18 protein-coding genes and 1 pseudogene are annotated in these 18,968 nt (G+C 62.3%); 13 read left to right on the top strand and 6 right to left on the bottom strand.

The window, feature by feature from the left end; all coding sequences use genetic code 11:
- Positions 1 to 18: 18 nt before the first annotated feature.
- Positions 19 to 957 carry a LysR family transcriptional regulator gene (locus HMI60_RS02390; protein WP_018779668.1) on the bottom strand — a complete coding sequence of 313 codons (939 nt, stop codon included), beginning with the start codon at positions 955 to 957 and terminating at the stop codon, positions 19 to 21.
- Positions 958 to 1,191: 234 nt separating this feature from the next.
- Here HMI60_RS02390 and HMI60_RS02385 point away from each other — a divergent pair, with 234 nt between their 5' ends.
- Both HMI60_RS02385 and HMI60_RS02380 read left to right on the top strand, forming a co-directional pair.
- Positions 1,192 to 2,310: a PrpF domain-containing protein gene (locus tag HMI60_RS02385; protein WP_039241094.1), complete on the top strand. Its 1,119-nt coding sequence runs from the start codon at positions 1,192 to 1,194 to the stop codon at positions 2,308 to 2,310.
- Positions 2,311 to 2,322: 12 nt separating this feature from the next.
- On the top strand, positions 2,323 to 3,771 hold the full coding sequence (locus HMI60_RS02380; protein ID WP_018779670.1) for an SLC13 family permease: 1,449 nt from the start codon (positions 2,323 to 2,325) through the stop codon (positions 3,769 to 3,771).
- A 183-nt stretch (positions 3,772 to 3,954) separates the two neighbouring features.
- Here the strand turns inward: HMI60_RS02380 and HMI60_RS20980 are convergent, their stop codons facing one another.
- A complete protein-coding gene (locus HMI60_RS20980) occupies positions 3,955 to 4,323 on the bottom strand; it encodes a Rho termination factor N-terminal domain-containing protein (RefSeq protein WP_370584092.1) in 369 nt (122 codons plus the stop codon).
- Entirely contained in the window at positions 4,292 to 4,702 is a 411-nt protein-coding gene (gene arr, locus HMI60_RS02370; RefSeq protein ID WP_018779672.1) for an NAD(+)--rifampin ADP-ribosyltransferase, read from the bottom strand. Before arr ends, HMI60_RS20980 begins: the two co-directional genes overlap by 32 nt.
- Before the next feature lie 150 nt (positions 4,703 to 4,852).
- Here arr and HMI60_RS02365 point away from each other — a divergent pair, with 150 nt between their 5' ends.
- Genes HMI60_RS02365 through HMI60_RS02355 form a run of 3 tightly spaced genes read left to right on the top strand, consistent with a single transcriptional unit; the run spans position 4,853 to position 8,740 of the window.
- Positions 4,853 to 5,899, top strand: a complete 1,047-nt coding sequence (locus HMI60_RS02365; RefSeq protein ID WP_055976184.1) for a homoserine dehydrogenase — start codon at positions 4,853 to 4,855, stop codon at positions 5,897 to 5,899.
- Positions 5,892 to 7,307, top strand: a complete 1,416-nt coding sequence (locus tag HMI60_RS02360; RefSeq protein WP_018779674.1) for an aldehyde dehydrogenase family protein — start codon at positions 5,892 to 5,894, stop codon at positions 7,305 to 7,307. Before HMI60_RS02365 ends, HMI60_RS02360 begins: the two co-directional genes overlap by 8 nt.
- Complete coding sequence (locus HMI60_RS02355) at positions 7,304 to 8,740, top strand: aspartate ammonia-lyase (RefSeq protein ID WP_193590483.1); 1,437 nt, start codon at positions 7,304 to 7,306, stop codon at positions 8,738 to 8,740. The genes HMI60_RS02360 and HMI60_RS02355 overlap by 4 nt, the downstream gene beginning before the upstream one ends.
- Here the strand turns inward: HMI60_RS02355 and HMI60_RS02350 are convergent.
- The 3 genes from HMI60_RS02350 to ppsA form a co-directional block, all read right to left on the bottom strand.
- Complete coding sequence (locus HMI60_RS02350) at positions 8,715 to 9,170, bottom strand: Lrp/AsnC family transcriptional regulator (RefSeq protein WP_039241455.1); 456 nt, start codon at positions 9,168 to 9,170, stop codon at positions 8,715 to 8,717. The two genes, HMI60_RS02355 and HMI60_RS02350, sit on opposite strands and share 26 nt — an antisense overlap.
- Before the next feature lie 145 nt (positions 9,171 to 9,315).
- Positions 9,316 to 10,158, bottom strand: a complete 843-nt coding sequence (locus tag HMI60_RS02345) for a pyruvate, water dikinase regulatory protein (protein ID WP_035734266.1) — start codon at positions 10,156 to 10,158, stop codon at positions 9,316 to 9,318.
- Positions 10,159 to 12,567, bottom strand: coding sequence for a phosphoenolpyruvate synthase (ppsA, locus tag HMI60_RS02340; RefSeq protein WP_055976193.1), 2,409 nt, complete (start codon positions 12,565 to 12,567; stop codon positions 10,159 to 10,161).
- Between the two features lie 237 nt (positions 12,568 to 12,804).
- Here ppsA and HMI60_RS02335 point away from each other — a divergent pair, with 237 nt between their 5' ends.
- The 8 genes and pseudogenes from HMI60_RS02335 to HMI60_RS02305 all read left to right on the top strand — a co-directional run bounded on the left by HMI60_RS02335 (position 12,805) and on the right by HMI60_RS02305 (position 18,950).
- Positions 12,805 to 13,584: a type 1 glutamine amidotransferase domain-containing protein gene (locus tag HMI60_RS02335; protein ID WP_193590482.1), complete on the top strand. Its 780-nt coding sequence runs from the start codon at positions 12,805 to 12,807 to the stop codon at positions 13,582 to 13,584.
- 299 nt (positions 13,585 to 13,883) lie between these two features.
- Positions 13,884 to 14,570: a GAF and ANTAR domain-containing protein gene (locus tag HMI60_RS02330; protein WP_082924747.1), complete on the top strand. Its 687-nt coding sequence runs from the start codon at positions 13,884 to 13,886 to the stop codon at positions 14,568 to 14,570.
- A gap of 9 nt (positions 14,571 to 14,579) precedes the next feature.
- Positions 14,580 to 15,293, top strand: a complete 714-nt coding sequence (locus HMI60_RS02325; RefSeq protein ID WP_026267439.1) for a GAF and ANTAR domain-containing protein — start codon at positions 14,580 to 14,582, stop codon at positions 15,291 to 15,293.
- Between the two features lie 71 nt (positions 15,294 to 15,364).
- Positions 15,365 to 16,564, top strand: coding sequence for an acyl-CoA desaturase (locus HMI60_RS02320; protein ID WP_193590481.1), 1,200 nt, complete (start codon positions 15,365 to 15,367; stop codon positions 16,562 to 16,564).
- Positions 16,565 to 16,576: 12 nt separating this feature from the next.
- Positions 16,577 to 16,878: pseudogene (locus HMI60_RS20975) on the top strand (amino acid permease); the annotation flags it as partial.
- A gap of 42 nt (positions 16,879 to 16,920) precedes the next feature.
- Positions 16,921 to 17,613, top strand: coding sequence for a histidine phosphatase family protein (locus HMI60_RS02315; protein ID WP_193590480.1), 693 nt, complete (start codon positions 16,921 to 16,923; stop codon positions 17,611 to 17,613).
- A 24-nt stretch (positions 17,614 to 17,637) separates the two neighbouring features.
- On the top strand, positions 17,638 to 18,183 hold the full coding sequence (locus HMI60_RS02310; protein WP_039241079.1) for a DUF3090 domain-containing protein: 546 nt from the start codon (positions 17,638 to 17,640) through the stop codon (positions 18,181 to 18,183).
- Positions 18,183 to 18,950, top strand: a complete 768-nt coding sequence (locus HMI60_RS02305) for an SCO1664 family protein (RefSeq protein ID WP_193590479.1) — start codon at positions 18,183 to 18,185, stop codon at positions 18,948 to 18,950. The genes HMI60_RS02310 and HMI60_RS02305 overlap by 1 nt, the downstream gene beginning before the upstream one ends.
- The last annotated feature ends 18 nt before the right edge of the window (positions 18,951 to 18,968 follow it).

Raw genomic sequence — 18,968 nt, 5'->3', positions numbered from 1 at the left:
CAGGGCGACCGGAACCCGTCAGAGGTACTCGCCGGCCCGCTCGCGGGCGATCTCAAGAAGCGTGGTGTGGAACGCCACTTCCGCCGGTGCGTACACCTTGTCCTGACGTTGGGCCAGCAGTACGCGTCGCAGGGGCGCGCCGGCGCCAAGGCCCAGGACCCTGACGTCGGGATGCTGCAGCGCCACAGCTGTCTTGGGCACCATGGCTACGCCCATTCCGACGCTCACCATGGCTTGGGCTTCCTGGTAGTCATTGGCCAGGAAACCAATGGTGGGTTCAAAGCCGGCGTCGTGTGCGGACCGCTGGAGAACCTCCACTACGGGGTGGGCATCAGCGCGGACAATCCACGACTCTTTCCTGAGTTCGCCCATGGTTACTTCGTCACGATCGGCCAACGGATGTCCTTTGGCGACGAGGATGACGGTGCTCTCCTGGAAAACCTCGGTGGTCCTGATGGAGTCGTCTTCGAAGGGGTTCCAAGGGTAGTCCCAGAGCAGGCAGAGGCCTGTTACTCCGGACTCGAGGTCCGAAACCAACTCATCGAACCGGGCACTTCGAACCGACAGGCTGATGGCCGGGTACCTCTTCTTGAAGGCGCGGATCACCACGGGGAGGAAAGATCCCGCGAGCGTGGGAAAGGTACCAATCGTCAGGGACCCCCGCCGCAGACCCGCGATCTGGTCCAGGTCCGACTGTGCTGCCCGGATCTGCCCGACGATCTTCCGCGCATGGCCTGCCAGTACTTGGCCGGCTTCGGTGGGAACCACACCACGGGAGCGTCGGTTCAGCAGCGGCTGCCCCACCTCTTGCTCGAGCTTGCGCAATTGCTGCGATACTGCCGACGGGGTGTACATCATGGTGTCTGCCGCGGCAGTGATGGATCCCTGCTCCACAACCTCCACGAGCAAGGCGAGCCTGCGGAGATCATATAAATCTCGGGCTTCATCGTTAAGCATTTCTGCACCCTTCTGAATGATTGGTTCATTCTATACACGCCCCTGCCTCAGCGCGCGGCAGGAAGCCCGATCAACTGTCCCATCTCCGATGAAGATCATCGATTCAGCCATGCTCCGTCAGTGAATGAAGCAATGCTACATACTCCTTCAGATATTGCACATTGTCTTCATGTGTGATCCGGCTCATGCTGATTGAAGAGCCCGCCGGGTAACGGCAGAAGGAGTGCAGGACAGATGAAGATAGAAGCGGAATGGATGCGTGGAGGCACCAGCAAGTGCTGGGTCTTCGAGACCGAAACCCTGAACGAAACGAGCATCGACCTTGACGAATTGCTTCCACGCCTTTTTGGAAGCCCCGATTCACGGCAAATCGACGGGGTAGGCGGCGCTACCTCCACCACCAGCAAGGCGATGATCCTTCGCCGCCCTTCAGACCCCTCCGTTGACGTGGAATTCACTTTCGCCCAGGTAGGGATCGAAGAAGCCACCGTGGACTGGGGCAGCAACTGCGGAAACTGCTCAGCAGTAGTGGGTCTCTATGCCATCGAAAAGGGCTGGGTCACCCCAAAGGGAGACACCACTCGAATTGTCACCCGCAATACCAACACCGGGCAGCTCATCATCCAACAGGTGGCCACTCCCTCCGGAGCCTTGCCCATCGTTCCGGACGCGCACATGCCAGGCGTTGCCTTTCCCGGTTTCAAAGTGGGCCTCGGCTTCCAGGACCCGGCAGGTAAGACCACCGGAGAGCTGCTACCCACGGGGACGGCAAGCGAAACGGTTCTTGCCGGCGGGAAATCCTGGACAGTATCGATGGTGGATGCCGGCGCCCCGGTCGTCATCGTCCGTGCCGAAGACCTCGGACTCGACATATCCCGCTACGACACGTGGACGGAACACGTGGAGCAGCATCTGGAAACACTGGACGCCATTCGCCGCCAGGCAGCAGTGCGCATGGGGATGGCAGCGACTCCTGCGCAAGCAGCCCGCGCCGTACCCAAATTGGCAATCGTCGGCGCTCCCGGCGATTCAGGTCCGGACTGCGACGTCAACGTCATGATGCTCTCCATGGGCAAGCCGCATCCAGCCTTGGCCATCACCGGCAGCATCGCCCTGACGCTCGCCGCACGCACACCCGGAACAGTACTCAACGCCATAACCGGCAACGCAGTCCATCCAACGCTGAAGCTCCGCACACCTGCCGGTGTCATCGAAACCTGGAGCGAGGAGCACCAAGGCTCCATCCTGGTAGGCGTTGACCGGACAGCCCGCACCATCGCCACCAGCATCATCCACCTCCCGGAGACTCTCGGCAACGCCGTCGAAGCCTCACTGGAAACAGCCACTCGATGAGGAGAGAACACCATGGCTAAGACTATTTACCAACCAGCTCCCGACGCCGAGAGCGATATCAAGGACGAGAGTTCCAAGCGTCCCACTACGCGCCGCCGTATCCTGCTGGTAACGGTTGCCGCTTCCGTCATCCTGGGTCTGGTCGCCATCCTGTTCGGGGGTGCCCTGTTCAACCCGGCGGCCACCCCTGAATCGGAGCCGACCATGACCGCCACGCAGATCATCCCGCTGGTCATACTCGTGGTGATGTTCGTCGTCGCCACGAAGTGGCCTTTGAACATCGGAGTGATGGGGCTGGTAGCCTCCTTCGGCGTCGGCTACTTCATGCTTGGCATGAGCGACAAGGAAATCCTTGCTGACTTCCCCGCCAACATCGTCATCACCATCATTGGCGTGACGTACTTCTTCAGCATGGCCCAGCGCAACGGCACCGTTGACATCATCGTCCAGACCTGCGTCCGGCTGGTCCGGGGCAAAACCCTGCTGCTGCCCTGGGTGTTCTTCCTTCTGGCCGCAGCCCTGACGTCACTGGGCACCTTCTCCCCCGCCGCCGTCGCCCTGCTGGCCCCCGCAGCGATCGGACTGGCCTACGAATCACGCATCCACCCCGTCCTGATGGGCGCCTTCATCATCAACGGCGCCCACGCGGGTGGATTCTCCCCGCTGTCCGTGGCCGGCGTCCTGGTTCACGACATCGCAGTGAAGAACGGCTTCCCCATCTCGCAGGGTGCGCTCTTCGGGGCAAGCTTCGCGCTCAACCTCATCCTTTCCATCCTCACCGTGGTTCTGTTCGCCCTGCTCGGAAAGCTCCGCGACGGCGCGGCCGGCCAGCACGCCGACCTCGACACGACGCGCACTGCACGCCCCCACGGCCAGCAGCTCCTCACACTTGCACTGATTGCCGCCATGCTCGTCTGCGCCTTGGGCTTCCACATGCCCATCGGCTTCGTGGCGCTTTCCGCCGGACTTCTGCTGGCCCTGGTCAACATCAAGGAACACCGGACCTTCATCGGCGGGGTCTCCTGGTCGACCGTTCTTCTGGTCGCAGGCATGATCACCTACGTCTCACTGCTCCAGCACGTGGGTGTCATTGACACCCTCGCCGAACAAGCGCTCGCGCTCGGGGCACCGCTGCTCATCGCACTGGTCCTCTGCTACGTGATCGGCGTCGGTTCAGCTTTCGCCTCTTCCACCGCCCTCCTCACGGCTTTCATTCCTTTGGCCGGACCACTCCTGGCAACAAGCTCGCTCAGCGCCTCAGGGACGGTGGCAGCCCTTGCCATTGCGGCAACCGTGGTGGACGTGTCCCCCTTCTCCACTGACGGAGCACTGGTTGTGGCCAACGCCCGTGAAGACGACCGCCAGCGCGTCTACAAGCAGCTCATGGCCTACGCGGGCGGCGTGGTCCTCGTCGCCCCGGCCCTGGCCTGGGCACTGCTGGTACCGACCGGAATCATGTAGGGGACTCCGGCGGCACCGAGCCTCCAAGACCCGCCGAAACCAACACGCCCGGCGGGCGTTCGGAATCACATCCTGCACACCATCGCAACAGGTAGCCCGAAGGACGGGCGCAGGACTGGATGCCAACGCACCTTTGGCAGGGCCACCACACGGTGGCCCTGCCAAAGGCATGTTCAACCCCGCTCAGCTCTCCCTGGCCTTCCGTGTGGCCGCGTCATTGGCCTTCTGCAGCGCCTGCACGAGTTCGTCCTTGGACATCTTCGAACGGCCATTGATCCCAAGCTGTTGCGCCAGTTGGTATAGGTGGCCCTTGGAAGCATTGGCATCAACTCCCCCTGCCGTTGGCATGGGCGAATCGACGCCCCCTTCGGCGTGGGCGTCCGAAGGACCTCGCTCTTCCTTGGGCTCCCAGTGGTCCCCCACCTTCTCGTAACCAAGCATGCTTGGTACTTCTCGACAAGCGTCCACGGACGGCCTCTGCTCATCCCGGTGCTGCCTGTCCTGGCTGTCCTGTTCTCCGTCAGTTGATGATCTCGCCGCGCTCGTCGGCAAGGATTGCTGCCAAGCGGTCCTTCCAGGCTTGCAGGGCCTCCGGCGCGAGCCGCGTCCAGTCCGTGACCTCACCGACCACCTTCAGCGGTGCAGTGCTCCGATAGGACCTGGTGGGATTTCCCGGAAATTTCTTGTCCGTGACGTTTGGATCGTCCTCGAACGTCCCGGTCGGCTCCACCTCGTACACCCGCGGCTCACCCTCACCGGCCGCGAGTTCCGCAGCGAGACCTGCCCCGTCCCGCAGCGCCGTGAAATAGATATGGTTCATCACTACTTCGGGACGGTAGTTCGACCTGAAGCCCGCCCGCAGCAGGTCTCCTGTGCGGAGCTTGGCTTTAGTGCCGTGAAAAAAGGGGCCAGTATCCGGAAGCTCGTTCACAGCTACAGCCTATTGGGTGGCCGGAAGGGGCGAAAAGCGCGCTTCTTTGGTCGTTTCGTCATGCCGGACGAGCGTTTTGTACCTAGGGAACTGACACTCCCGGGTTAGAGGCTTGAGGAACAGCATTACCGCCCTATCAAGGAGATCACTGTGACGACGTACAACCTGGCCCTGATTGGTTTCGGAGGCGTGAACCGCGCCTTGGCCGAGCTGATCCGCGATAAACCCGGACGATTCGCTTCCCTCGGCTTCGAGCTCCGCGTCGTAGCGATCACCGACCTGGCTTTTGGTTCGCTTGTCCAAGGTGAGGGCATCGATCTGGCCTCGGTTCTGGCCATGCCGCGAGGCTCGACCTTCGAGGGTCTCCCCGGCGGCAGCCCGGACCCGCGAAACGAGGACGTCATCAAGAACAGCCCGGCCGACATCGTCGTCGAAGCAACTTTCACCAGTCCCGTTGACGGGGAACCCGCCGTTTCGCATGTGAAGTGGGCGCTTGAGTCGGGCAAGCACGTGGTGACCACCAACAAGGGTCCCGTGGCCTTGCACGGCCAGGAACTTCGCACACTAGCAGCGGAGAACGGCGTCCGCTTCGAGTACGAAGGCGCTGTCATGAGCGGAACACCCGTCATCCGTCTGGCGCACAAGATGCTCGGAGGTCTGGAACTGAACGCCGTTCAGGGGATCCTGAACGGGACCAGCAACTACGTGCTTGGCCGCATGGAAGCCGGATTGGGCCTGGATGAAGCCATTTCCGAAGCCCAGGCTCTCGGATATGCCGAGGCTGATCCAACCGCCGACATTGGAGGCTCCGATGTCCGGTTGAAGGTCGCGATCCTGGCCAACGAATTGCTGGGGGCAAGCATCCGCCCCGGCGATGTGGGGACCACCGGAATCCAGGACATCACCAGCGACGACGTTACCCAGGCCCTGGCGGGCGGCTCCCGGTGGAAGCTGATCGGCGAGGCACGCCGTGAAGAAGATGGCCGCATCGTCGCTACCGTCCAGCCCGTAGCCCTCCCGGCGGATCACCCGTTGGCTGGCATTTCCGGTGCCACCAATGCCGTGTCCTTCACCACCGACCTGCTCGGTGCAGTTACCGTGTCCGGCCCGGGCGCTGGTCGCGTCGAAACCGCCTACGCCCTCATTTCCGACATCATCGCCGTCGACGAATTCGCCAAAGGAGCCGTCCGTGCCTGAGACAGCCATTGCCGAGTCTCCCGTGAAAGCCGTCGCCGAGCACTTGGTGGTGCGTAACAAGTTCGACGGCGGCCCCCTGGCCACCCTGCCCCAGTGCACTGAGGCGGAGGTACGTGTCGAGCTCATCCGTGCCGCGGCCTCCGCTCCGGCAGCGGCGGCCATGCCACGCCACGAGCGTGGCAGGATTCTGGATTCCGCTGCGGAACTGTTGCAGCAGCGGTCGCAAGAGGTCGCGGAGCTGATTGTCGCCGAGGCAGGAAAAACCATAAAGCAGGCCCGCAAGGAAGTCTCCCGCGCGGTGAACACGCTCAAGCTTTCAGCGGCGGAAACCCGCCGGAACGTCGGCGAAGTCGTCCCGTTCGATTCCTTCGCAGGTTCGGAGAACCGACAAGGCTGGTTCACCCGTGAACCACTTGGGCTCATCGCGGCGATTACGCCCTACAACGACGCGTTGAACCTGGTGGCCCACAAGCTCGGCCCTGCTATCGCCGGCGGCAACACGGTCATCCTCAAGCCCTCCCAACTGACACCCTTGACCGCCATTTTCCTGGTGGACCTGCTGCGTGAGGCCGGTCTTCCCTCAGACTTCGTCACCGTTGTCCTCGGTGACCGGACAGTCGCGCAAACCATCATCTCCTCCAAGCTGGTCCGCATGGTCTCGTTCACCGGAGGATTCGCCACGGGCCGGGCCATCGCCGCGAACGCCGGAATCAAGCGCCTTTCCATGGAACTTGGTGGTAATGCCCCCGTCATCGTCTTCGACGACGCCGACATCCCAGCAGCCGTCGAGGCCAGTGTGTCCGGTTCGTTCTGGGCAGCCGGCCAGAACTGCATCGGCGCGCAGCGGATCCTTGTCCAACGCCCAGTGTTCGAGACCTTCCTGGAGGCCTTTGTCACCCAAACCGCCGCGCTGAAAACCGGCGACCCCCGCAACGAACACACCGATGTCGGACCGATGATCAGCCACGACTCCGCCGCCGAAGCGAAACGGAAGATCGATGAGGCCGTAGCGGCCGGGGCGAAACTGCTGACCGGGGGGACCCTTAACGGGCCGGTCCTCACCCCTGCCGTGCTCACCGGGGTGCCCCGGACCTGCGAGGCCTGGAGCGAGGAACTGTTCGCACCGGTCGTCCTTGTTGAAGCGTTCGACACCGCTGAGGAAGCCATCGAACTGGCCAACGACAGCGAGTACGCGCTGCAGGCCGGCGTGTTCACCAAGGACCTCAACCGCGCCTTGCAGACCGCCAAAGCCATCGACGCCGGCGGTGTCATGATCAACGATTCCTCCGACTACCGACACGATGCCATGCCGTTCGGCGGCTCGAAGTACGGCAGCATGGGCCGCGAAGGCGTCCACTTCGCCTACGAGGAAATGACGCAACCCAAAGTCATTGCGATCGCCTCATGAGCACCAGCACAGGACATGAAACCAGGATCAGGATCGAACGGGACAGCCTGGGCTCCTTGGCCGTTCCTACATCCGCCCTCTGGGGCATCCACACCGAACGGGCGATCCTCAATTTCCCCATCAGCGGCATCCAGCTCGGAACCCACCGTCACCTCGTCCGCGCCCTCGCGGTTGTGAAGAAGGCCGCGGCCCTGACCAACACCGAGCTGGGCCTGATCCCGGACGATATTGGCCTGGCGATCGCCTCGGCCTGCGACACAGTAGCCTCCGGTGAGGTCGACGATGCGTTCCCCGTGGACGTCATCCAGGGCGGGGCAGGAACCTCGACGAACATGAACGCCAACGAGGTCATCGCCAACCTGGCCCTGGAGTCCCTGGGTCACCCCCGGGGGTCCTACGAAGTGATCGACCCGATCGGGCACGTCAACAAATGCCAGTCCACCAACGACGTCTACCCGACAGCCGTGCGCTTGGCCCTCGTGTTCGCACTCGAAGACCTGCTGAAACAACTGGCCCTGTTGTCCGAATCGTTCGCCGAACGCGGCCACGCGTTCGCGGACATCCCCAAAATCGGACGCACGCAATTGCAGGACGCGGTGCCCATGACGCTCGGGCAGGAATTCACTGCCTTTGCTGTCACGCTCGAGGAAGACCAGCGCCGCCTTCGCGAAGCAGCCGCCCTGCTGCGCGAATGCAGCTTGGGCGCCACAGCGATCGGCACCGGCATCACCGCGGACCCGCGGTATGTGGAGCGGGTCATCGACAAGCTTTCTGCGGTCAGCGGGGTCCAGTTGACCCGTGCCCATGATTTTGTTGAGGCAACCTGGGATACCGGGGCGTTCATGACGTTCTCCGGGGCGCTCAAACGCACTGCCATCAAGCTCTCCAAAATCTGCAGTGACCTGCGCCTGCTATCCAGCGGACCCCAGACAGGGCTCGCTGAGATCCGGCTGCCTCCGCGGCAAGCGGGCTCCTCGATCATGCCTGGAAAGGTCAACCCGGTCATCCCCGAGGTCATCAACCAGATTGCGTTCTTAGTCGCTGGCGCCGATGTCACTGTCACCATGGCAGCTGACAACGGACAGCTTCAGCTGAACGCGTTCGAGCCGGTCATCGCCCATGCCTTGCTGCAGTCACTGAGTTGGCTGACCAACGGCTGCGACGTCCTGCGCGAGCTATGCGTCTCCGGCGTCGAAGCCAACGAAGCGCTGCTTCGGTCCAGGGCACGCGCGTCCACGGCCCAGGCCACGGCGCTGCTGCCCGTCCTGGGGTACGCGGTGGCAGCCGGGGTCGCCCACAGGGCACTCGTCTCGGGGCAGAGTGTCTTCGACATCGCTGTCAGTGAGGGCCTGCTCCAGCCCGAGCAGGCGGAAAGATTGATGGCCGCCGATTCCTGCGGGGATGCGATCAGCGTGGTGACTGCCTGTCAATGACCGTCGAGAGTGACAACGCGGTAGTGATGTCACGGACTCCGGGGAACTCAGAAACCTGCCTCCAGATCTCCTGGATCCTTGCAGCGTCCGGAGCCTCGACCCGGACGATGAGATCGAGTTCGCCGCTTACCACGTCACAGGTAGCGATTTCGGGAATGGCCCGCAGGCCAGCGATGACATCACTGCCGCGCATGCGGTCATGCCGTTGGATCATCAACACGGCATTCACGGTCCGGGTGGCCTCAGCTGCAGACTCCCTGATGGTGTAGCCCTTGATGAAGCCATCACGCTCCATCCGCTCGATCCGCTGCCGCACGGCATTGCGGGACAGGAGTACCTTCTCGCCCAGCTGCGCCAGGCTGATGCGGGCGTTGCGCCGAAGCTCCGCCAGAATCTGGGCATCTATGCCATCACGTGGGCTTCCGGGCACGGGTACTCCTGACTCAGGGTTTTGCATGTCGCAGGCCGGATCCCCACGTGCGTTGGCGACGAGGGCGGCGCACAACAACATATCCCATCCGGGCAGCCCGGCCGTGCCGCCCCTTCCTGATACCACCGGACAGAACGCAACGCTGTCAGTGGTGCAGTTGCATGCGTTGGAGGACGGTGGCAGAAATTTCCTCCACGGACATGGAAGCGGAGTTCACATAGGGAATGTTGTTGGCCCGGTACATGTCTTCGGCGTTGCGCAACTCAAAGGTGCATTGGTTCAGCGATGCGTAGCTGCTGCCCGGCCGGCGTTCCTGACGGATCTGGCTCAGCCGGACGGGTTGCGACGTCAGTCCAAAGCACTTGCTCGCGAAAGGCAGCAGGGGCGCAGGTAGTGACATGTTGTCGAAATCTTCCTCGACCAAGGGGAAGTTCGCGGCAAGGATGCCGTGCTGCAGGGCCAGGTACATGGTGGTCGGAGTCTTACCGCAACGGGAAGGAGCGATAAGAATCAGCTCGGCGCGTTCGAGCGCCCGAAGTGATTGGCCGTCGTCGTGTTCGATGGCATATTCGACGGCGGCCATGCGGGACTGATAGCGGACGGCATCCCCCACGCCGTGGGCCTGGCCCGGTTTTCCGTTGGCCGTTGCGCCGAGGGTCTGTTCAAGTTTCCCGATGTGCGCACCGAACAGGTCGAAAAACTGCCCGCGGCTTTTGGAGAGAACCGCACGGATGTCCTGCCCGACGGCCGTGGAAAAGATGATCGGGTCAGGACCTGTGGCCGCAACCCGGTCGATCAGCGCAACGACCTCGCGCGCCTGCTCGATGGTAGTGATGAAGGGGATGGTGCGCCGCTCGAGCCGTTGGCCAGGAAACTGGGTGAGCAGCGTATTGCCGAGCGTCTCGGCCGTAATCCCGGTGCTGTCGGAGAGAAAGAACACCGTGGGGGAAGGCACGGAGCCTGCCCCCACGGTTTGATGCTCGGTCATTTAGACGGTGGGGCTGGTGACGTTGGTTGAGCGGGCCAGGCGCAGCCAGGTCTCAGTCACCGCGTCCGGGTTCAACGAGATGGAGCTGATGCCTTGCCCCAGGAGCCACTCGGCAAAGTCCGGGTGGTCGCTGGGTCCCTGACCACAGATCCCGACGTACCGTCCCTTGGCCCGGCAGGCGGCAATGGCCATTTCCAGCAGTTTGGTCACGGCCGGATTGCGCTCATCGAAGCCTTCGGCCACAAGAGCGGAGTCACGGTCGAGGCCCAAGGTGAGCTGGGTCAGGTCGTTGGAACCGATCGAGAAGCCGTCAAAGTACTCCAGGAACTCATCGGCCAGGAGCGCGTTCGCGGGCAGTTCGCACATCATCACGATCTCCAGCCCGTTTTCTCCCCGCCTCAGCCCGTTGGCCGCGAGCAGCTCGGTCACGCCGCGTGCCTCGTCGAGGGTCCGCACGAACGGAACCATGAGCTTGATATTCGTCAGGCCCATCTCGTTGCGCACAAACTTCAGTGCTTCGCATTCGAGTTCGAAGGCCTGCCGGAAGGCCGCAGAGAGATACCGGGAGGCGCCCCGGTAGCCGATCATCGGGTTTTCTTCTTCGGGTTCGAAGGCCGGACCGCCCACCAGGTTGGCGTATTCGTTCGATTTGAAGTCCGAGAGCCGGATGATCACCGGCTCCGGTGCGAAGGCTGCGGCGATGGTCGAGATGCCCTCGGCCAGGCGCTTGACGTAGTAATCGCGGGGGCCGTCGTAGGCGGCGATCTTTTCCTGGATGAGACGGACGGTGTAATCGTCCAGTGTTGCCGGGCGCTCGATCTCTCCGGCCACTGCCAGCAAGGCGTTGGGGTGGACACCGATCTGGCGGTTGATGATGAACTCCAGCCGGGCCAGGCCGACGCCGTGGTTGGGGAGCTTGGCAAAACTGAATGCCTGCTCCGGGGTTCCGACGTTCATCATGATCTTCACCGGAGCCTCCGGCATGGTCTCCAGGCTGGTCTCCTGGAGCGTGTAATCCAGCAGGCCTTCATACACGAGCCCCGCTTCGCCCTCGGCACAGGACACCGTCACCGGGGCGCCGTCCTTGAGGATCTGCGAGGCGTATCCTGTGCCGACGACCGCAGGGATGCCCAGTTCGCGGGCGATGATCGCAGCGTGGCAAGTCCGCCCGCCACGGTCCGTGACGATCGCAGCAGCCTTCTTCATGATCGGTTCCCAGTCGGGGTCCGTCATGTTCGCGACAAGAACGTCGCCCTCCTGGAACGAGGCCATCTGGTCAATCGAAGAAAGTACCCGGACCTGGCCGGCGCCTATGCGCTGACCGATCGCGCGCCCCTCGACCAAGACTGTGGACCGCTCGGTGAGCGTGTAGCGGGACGTGACGCCCGCTGCCTTGCGTGACTCAACCGTTTCCGGGCGGGCCTGCAGGATGTAGAGCTCCCCATCCACACCGTCCTTGCCCCACTCGATGTCCATGGGACGGCCATAGTGCCGCTCGATCGCCACGGCATGGCGGGCAAGCTGCTCGACCTCCGCGTCGGTCAGGCTGAACCGGCTCCGGGAATCCTGCGGCACGGGGATGAAGTCGACGGTCCGGCCGACCTCTTCGGATTCGGTGTACACCATCTGCACGGCCTTCCCGCCCAGACCGCGCTTGAGAACTGCCGGCCGGCCTGCCGCCAAGGCAGGCTTGTAGACATAGAACTCGTCAGGGTTCACTGCCCCCTGGACCACAGCTTCCCCCAGTCCGTAAGACGACGTGATGAACACGGCGTCGGTGAAGCCGGTTTCGGTGTCCATGGTGAACATGACGCCGGAGGCGCCGACGTCGGAACGAACCATCCGCTGGATACCGGCAGAGAGCGCTACTTCCGAATGCGTGAATCCATGGTGGACCCGGTAGGCAATCGCCCTGTCGTTGTACAGCGACGCGAAGACGTCCTTGATCGCGTGCAGGATGTTTCCGATTCCACGGATGTTCAGGAATGTCTCCTGTTGCCCGGCAAAGGAAGCATCGGGGAGGTCCTCGGCCGTGGCGCTGGAACGCACCGCCCACGACACGTCCGCACCATGCTCCCCGGTCAGGCGCTCATAGGCGGTCCGGATGTCTTCTTCCAAACCCGCGGGGAACGGGGTCTCCCGGATCAGGGTACGGATTTCCTGGCCAACCTTGGCCAAAGCGGCGACGTCGCCGCTGTCCAGGCCCTCAAGAATCTGTTCAATCCTCGCATCCAGCTTCGACTCCGCCAGGAAACGGCGGTAAGCGTCCGCCGTCGTCGCGAAACCGCCCGGAACCTTCACCCCTGCAGAGGCGAGATTTCGAACCATTTCCCCAAGCGATGCATTTTTGCCGCCAACCTGGTCAAGGTCGGACAAGCCAAGCTCAGAAAACCAAAGAACGTTAGTCATAAATTGTGTCCTCCATTGGGCACGCTCTGACAAGCGCTAAAAAAACTAGGTCTTGCAAGGATCAGGGTCGCTGGGGCTGGATGCAAACAAATGTGACACGTTCAACAGAAATGGACGGTAACGGGAGATCGCCCACCCATGACGTCAAGGGAAACCGGCTTGCGGCCCCTTCTGTCGGTTCCAGGGAGCCCATTTGGACCAGGGCGTAGTGTTGGCGGTGGACGAAAGGAGCACTTCATGAAGAAAATCCTCATGGTACTGACCAGCGTTTCCGAGCTCGGTGATACGGGCGAAAAGACCGGCTACAACGTGGCCGAAGCCGCACATCCGTGGAAGGTCTTCAAGGATTCGGGCCACTTCGTCGATTTTGCTTCCATCAAGGGCGGCCAGCCTCCCAGCGACGTAGTAGACACCGATGATCCCGTCCAGGTTGCTTTCACGCAGGACGAGACGACGCGCGCCGGGCTCTACAACACTGCCCGCGTCGACGTCATAGACCCGGAGCAATATGATGCCGTCTACCTCGTGGGAGGTCACGGCACCATGTGGGATTTCCCCGACAGTGAAGGACTGCAGCGGCTGGTAGCGAGCGTTTACGACGCCGGTGGCTTGGTGGGCGCTGTCTGTCATGGTCCCGCCGGGCTGCTGAATGTGGAATTGAAGGATGGTTTCCGGCTCGTCCAGGGTCGGGACGTGGCCGCATTCACCAACGACGAAGAAGTTGCCGCCGGGAAGGACAAGGTCATCCCGTTCTTTCTTGCCGACCGTTTGGAAGAACAGGGAGCGCACCATGTCTCCGCAGGTGTCTTTGAAGAGAAAGTCGTCGTGGATGAACGGCTGGTAACCGGACAGAATCCTGCCTCGGCAGCTGGTGTGGCGAAGGAAATGGAGAAGCTCTTCGCCGAGGTTATCCACCATGAAAAAGCTGAGGAGCAGCACGAGGCGGAAGCGCTGCGCGCTGAGAAGGACGCGGAAAAGGACGCCAAAAAGAAAGCGGCGGCCGACGCCGGACACTAGGTAGCAGCATTCGACCGAACGGCCCTCCCAAGTGGGGGCCGTTCCGTCTGCCGAAGTTGCTGTCGCTCACTGCAGGACGCACTCGGCGGCCGGGCAGTTGGCCGTAAATCTGAAGGCGGCGTTGCCTTCAGCGACCGTGAACTGACCGCGGTGACAGCCGCCGTCGGGTATCTCTTCACCCGTCGGGTTTAAGGTTGGGGTAACAGTCAGAGCGCGATTGTCTTGAAAATGACTGTCTTGAAAAAACAGGAATGGTTGTCCTTGGTGCAGCCGAGCCATCACATGAGAGGTGACACAGCGTGCCTGAAGTGACCTCAGCGCCAGGGCACGGTCCCCACGGCGACCTGTGTTCTGCATTCCTCGAGGAACTGCCCATCGCCGGAGCGTCAGTGTCGATATTCGGAGGTTCTGCGGCCGAAACCCTGATGTGCGCATCCGACGCTACAGCTGCGCGGCTTGATGAGCTTCAGTACGATCTTGGAGACGGACCACGGTGGGATGTTTTCCGTACCCATCTGCCGGTCATGATCAACGATCTGAGCCACGCTGGAGTCCGCTCGTGGCCCGCCTTTGCAGAAGCAGCAAGCAGTACTGATGCAGAGGCGCTCTTCGTGTTCCCCTTGCTGGCCGGCGACCTGGTTATCGGCGTCGTGGAACTTTACTGCACCTCACCGCGCGAACTCAGCACTGAGCAGGGCGCCCGTGCCGCCCGGATTGCCAACCGGACGGCATGGACATTGCTGCGGGGATTACTGCCGGACGGTGACACCGGGACTGCCACCGTTCCGCTGGCACGGCGGGAAATCCACCAGGCTACCGGGATGGTGCTGGTCCAGACAGGAAGCACCGCCGACGAAGCGTTGCTGCTGCTGCGAGGCCACGCCTTCGCCAGCGGACGTTCTTTGCAGGACACCGCAATGGACGTCGTGAACAGGCGGCTTGATTTCACGCCGGCAGCGGGCGCCAGTGATACCGGCCCACAGTAAAATGCTGACATGGTAATAAAAAGCAGAGCCGAGCGTCTTAGCGACACATTCGTGAAGCTTACCGACACGCTCGTTGCCGACTACGACGTCCTGGATCTGCTTCACACACTCGTGGAAGACGCCGTCGATTTGCTCGATGCTGCCCAGGCAGGGCTGTTGCTCTCTGACGCTGACGGGAACCTGCAGCTGCTGGCTTCAACCAGCGAGCAAAGCCAGCTGGTGGAGTTGCTCCAACTTGAAGCCGGCGCAGGTCCCTGCGTGGAGTGCTACCGGACTGGAGCTGTCGTCACCGTCGACGACATCAGGGACCTTGGCGAACGCTGGCCAGCCTTCCAGCAAATCGCCCTGGACATGGGTTTCCGGTCAGTGCATGCAGTACCAATGCGCGTCCATACAAGGGTTATCGGTGCCATGGGTCTGTTTGGCGCCGAAACGGGTGCCTTGAGTCCCGAAGACGCGGCCATAGCCCAGGCCATGGCCGACGTAGCAACCATCAGCCTTCTGCAGGAACGGACTATTCGGGAAGCGGGCATCCTTAACGATCAACTGCAACGGGCTCTGACCACCCGGGTGCTCATCGAGCAGGCCAAGGGTGTCATTGCGCAGACCAAGAACCTGGACATGGACAGTGCCTTCAACGTGCTGCGCGCACATGCACGCTCCACCCGGCAAAATCTCCATGACGTTGCTGAAAGTATCGTCAAGCGCACCCTGATGATCTAGCACTCCCGTTGGGACAATTCGCAATGGATCGCGCGCCGTAGTCCATTTCCTATGGACTCACGGAACCTTCCGTGCCTACGCTTGAGTTGTTGCCCCAGACCTCGGCATTGCTTGCCAGCGCACCGCTTTTCCAGCGCATCCGAGGAGGCAACACCTTGTCGCTCATTAACCAGCCGCCGCCGGTGGTTCCCCCACGTTCGCCTTCCCCCGCGCAGGCATCGTCGGGAGTCCGGGTCAACAAAGTCACCAGCAGCTATGCGGGGCTCTTGACATTGATCAAGGAAGCCGGATTGCTTGAGCGCTCGCGGCGTTACTACCTGGTGCTGCTGACGCTGCTTGCCGTTTCGGGCGCCGGCGCCTGGGTGGCGTTCTTCCTCCTGCGCGACTCCTGGCTCCAGCTCGCCATCGCCGGCGCGCTCGGCGTCGTTTTCACGCAGTTCGCGTTGCTCGGCCATGAAGCAGCGCATCTTCAGGTGTTCTCGTCCCGCGCGGCAAACGAATGGACCGCCCGTCTGCTCGCCACCCTGATGGTGGGCATGAGCTACGCCTACTGGACAGACAAACACTCACGGCACCATGCACGGCCGAACGTGGTCAACAAGGACCCGGACATCGCTCCAGGCGCCATCATCTTCCACAACGAATTGCCGGGCAACCGTGGTCGGTTCTCCAGGGCCTACGGCAAACGACAGGGCTATCTCCTGTTACCCCTGCTTTTGTTCCTTGGCTGGACTCTGCACATCGATTCGCTGAAGTATTTGCTGCGTCGAGGGCCGGTCAAGTTCCGGTGGCTTGAGCTGGGCCTGCTGGGTCTGCGTTTCGGCACCTATCTCGGAATATTGTTCCTCGTCCTGTCCCCGGGTGTTGCCGCTGCGTTCATCGCGGTTCAAGTCGCGGTCTTTGGTTTGTACATGGGCGGGACCTTCGCGCCAAACCACAAAGGGATGCCGATCCTTCCTGAAAACAGCCGTGCCGACTTCCTGACCCGGCAGGTGCTCACTTCCCGCAACATCACGGGCGGGAAGTTTGTGACGTTCTTCATGGGTGGCCTCAACTACCAAATCGAACACCACCTCTTTCCGGATATGCCCCGCAGGCACCTTCGCGAGGCGAGCAACATCGTCAAAGCGCACTGCCTTCTCCTGGATATTCCCTATACCGAGACCGGGCTGATGCGCTCATATTCAATCGTCATCCAGTACCTGAATAAGGTTGGCCTCGCCGCTGCCGACCCCTTCACCTGTCCCCTCGCCGGCCAACACAGGCCATAACGGTGCGACACCATTGACCCTGCCAAAGCCAAGACTTCACGACTCAAGCAATCCATTACCGGACCCCTCCTCTTCCTCTTCATCCTCGGCGATGTGTTGGGTGCAGGGATCTACGCACTGGTGGGCAAGGTCGCGGGCGAGGTGGGAGGGCCATCTGGATTCCCCTTGCCCTGGCGCTTTTCCTCGCAATGCTGAAGGCGGGGTCCTACGCAGAGTTGGTCACAAATTACCCCAAGGCCGGCGGAGCAGCCGTCTTTGCTGAACGGGCCTTCAAAGTACCGCTGATTTCGTTCCTCGTTGGTTTTTCCATGCTGCCTGATCCACACCATCCACGGGCAGATGGTTAGGCTGGGTGGATGGCGACACTTATCCTCGTGCGGCACGGCCGCACCACTGCCAATGCCTCCGGTCTGTTGGCCGGTCGCGCCGACGGAGTCAGCCTGGACCAGGTCGGGCGTGACCAGGCGGCCCAGACCGGAGACCGGCTCGCCGCCCTTCCCTTGGCGGGGGTGGTATCGAGCCCCCTTGAGCGTTGCCGGCAGACCGCCCAACTCATCCTCGACCGACAGTCCAGCGCGCCGTACGCGCCGGTCGAGTCCGATCTTACTGAGTGTGACTACGGCCAGTGGCAAGGCCGGAGGCTTAGTGATCTCGCGACTGAGGACCTATGGTCTTTGGTGCAGTCCCAACCATCCGCCGTCGTCTTTCCCGGCGGTGAGTCCATGGCCGCCATGCAGGCCCGGTCGGTGGCGGCGATCCGACGCCACGATGCGGCCTTCGAGGCCGAGTTCGGGCCGGCGGCCGTATGGGCTGCCGTCAGTCATGGCGATGTGATCAAGTCAATCCTCGCCGACGCCCTCGGCATGCACCTCGATCTGTTCCAGCGCATTAACGTCAATCCCGCCTCCGTATCAATCGTCCACTACGGTGCTGACCGGCCAAGCGTCTACGCAACCAACACGGAAGCCGGGGATCTGTCCTGGCTCTCGAATGGCATCCGTTCCGGCGACGCGCCGGTGGGGGGCGGGGCCGGTCAGAAGACGCCATGAACCGCATGTGCCTAAGATACTGACATGCCTACACGTGTTCACGAGTTTGCCTGGCCCGATCGGGTTGTCATCGGCACCATTGGCCTTCCGGGAGCCCGCACGTTCTACTTGCAGGTACGCGCAGGGGCAGAAATCGTCAGTATTGCCCTCGAGAAGCAACAATCGGCCCAACTCGCGGAGAAAATAGACGAAATTCTCGACCAGCTCAGCACCATCGAAGGCAACCCCTTCAGCATTCCCACAAGTACTCCCATGGAACTGGTCGACAACGACCCGCTTGAGGCCCCTCACGAGCAGTTCCGCGCCGGTGCCATGACCCTGGATTGGGACCCGACCACGGCACAGATAGTCGTCGAGGCCTACCCCATCATCGACGTCGATACCGACGACGAACCGCTTGAAGACAGCGCCGGCGACACCGAAATGATGCTGGTACGAATGCCGGTGGGTACAGCACGCGCGTTTGCCAAGCGCACCCGTGAGATCGTGGATGCCGGGCGTCCGATGTGCCCGCTCTGCGGGTACCCCATGGATGCAGATGGGCACACCTGCACCGTTCCCGAGGTCTGATGCCGACGCCGGATCTCGCGACCGCCGAACTGAAACTCACGGGCCGCATCACCACGGCCTCAAACGCCACTTTCCTGGGGAGCATCGGCGACACCCAAGTGGTCTACAAGCCCATAGCCGGTGAAAGTCCACTGTGGGATTTTCCCCACGGCACCCTCGCTCACCGGGAGATGGCCGCCTACCTGGTTTCGCAGGTGCTGGGCTGGAACATCGTCCCGAAGACCTGGCTGCGCGATGGTCCCCTGGGGGAAGGAATGGTACAGCTCTGGCAGGAGCAGGACCCGACCCAAAGCCCCGTGGACCTGGTGTCAATGGACGAAGTACCGGAGTCGGGCTGGAAACAAGTTCTCGAAGGCCAGGATGAGAACGGACAGATGGTTGCCCTCATCCACGAAGATTCCCCGGCCCTGCGGCGCATGGCCGTGTTCGACCTCGTGGTCAACAACGCTGACCGAAAGGGCAACCACATACTGCCCATGCCGGACAGACACCGGCACGGCGTTGACCATGGGCTCACCTTCCATAGCGACCACAAGCTGCGGACCGTGCTGTGGGGCTGGCTGGGAGATGCACTGACCGTAGAGGAACTCGACGGCATTGATCGTGTCAGCGATGAACTGCCGGGTACCTTGGGCCAAGAGCTGGCAGAGTTGCTCAGCGACGAGGAATTGGAAGCGCTGGTTGCGCGCTGCACCCGGTTGCGCTTGGCAGGGCGTTTTCCTCCGCCAAGCGGTGACATGCCTGCGGTGCCCTGGCCCCTGTTCTAGAAGAGTTGTCCAAAGGAA

It is taken from the genome of Paenarthrobacter sp. YJN-D (assembly GCF_015040335.1).
Classification (GTDB): Bacteria; Actinomycetota; Actinomycetes; order Actinomycetales; family Micrococcaceae; genus Arthrobacter; species Arthrobacter nicotinovorans.
This window is presented reverse-complemented; position numbering and strand designations above follow the sequence as displayed.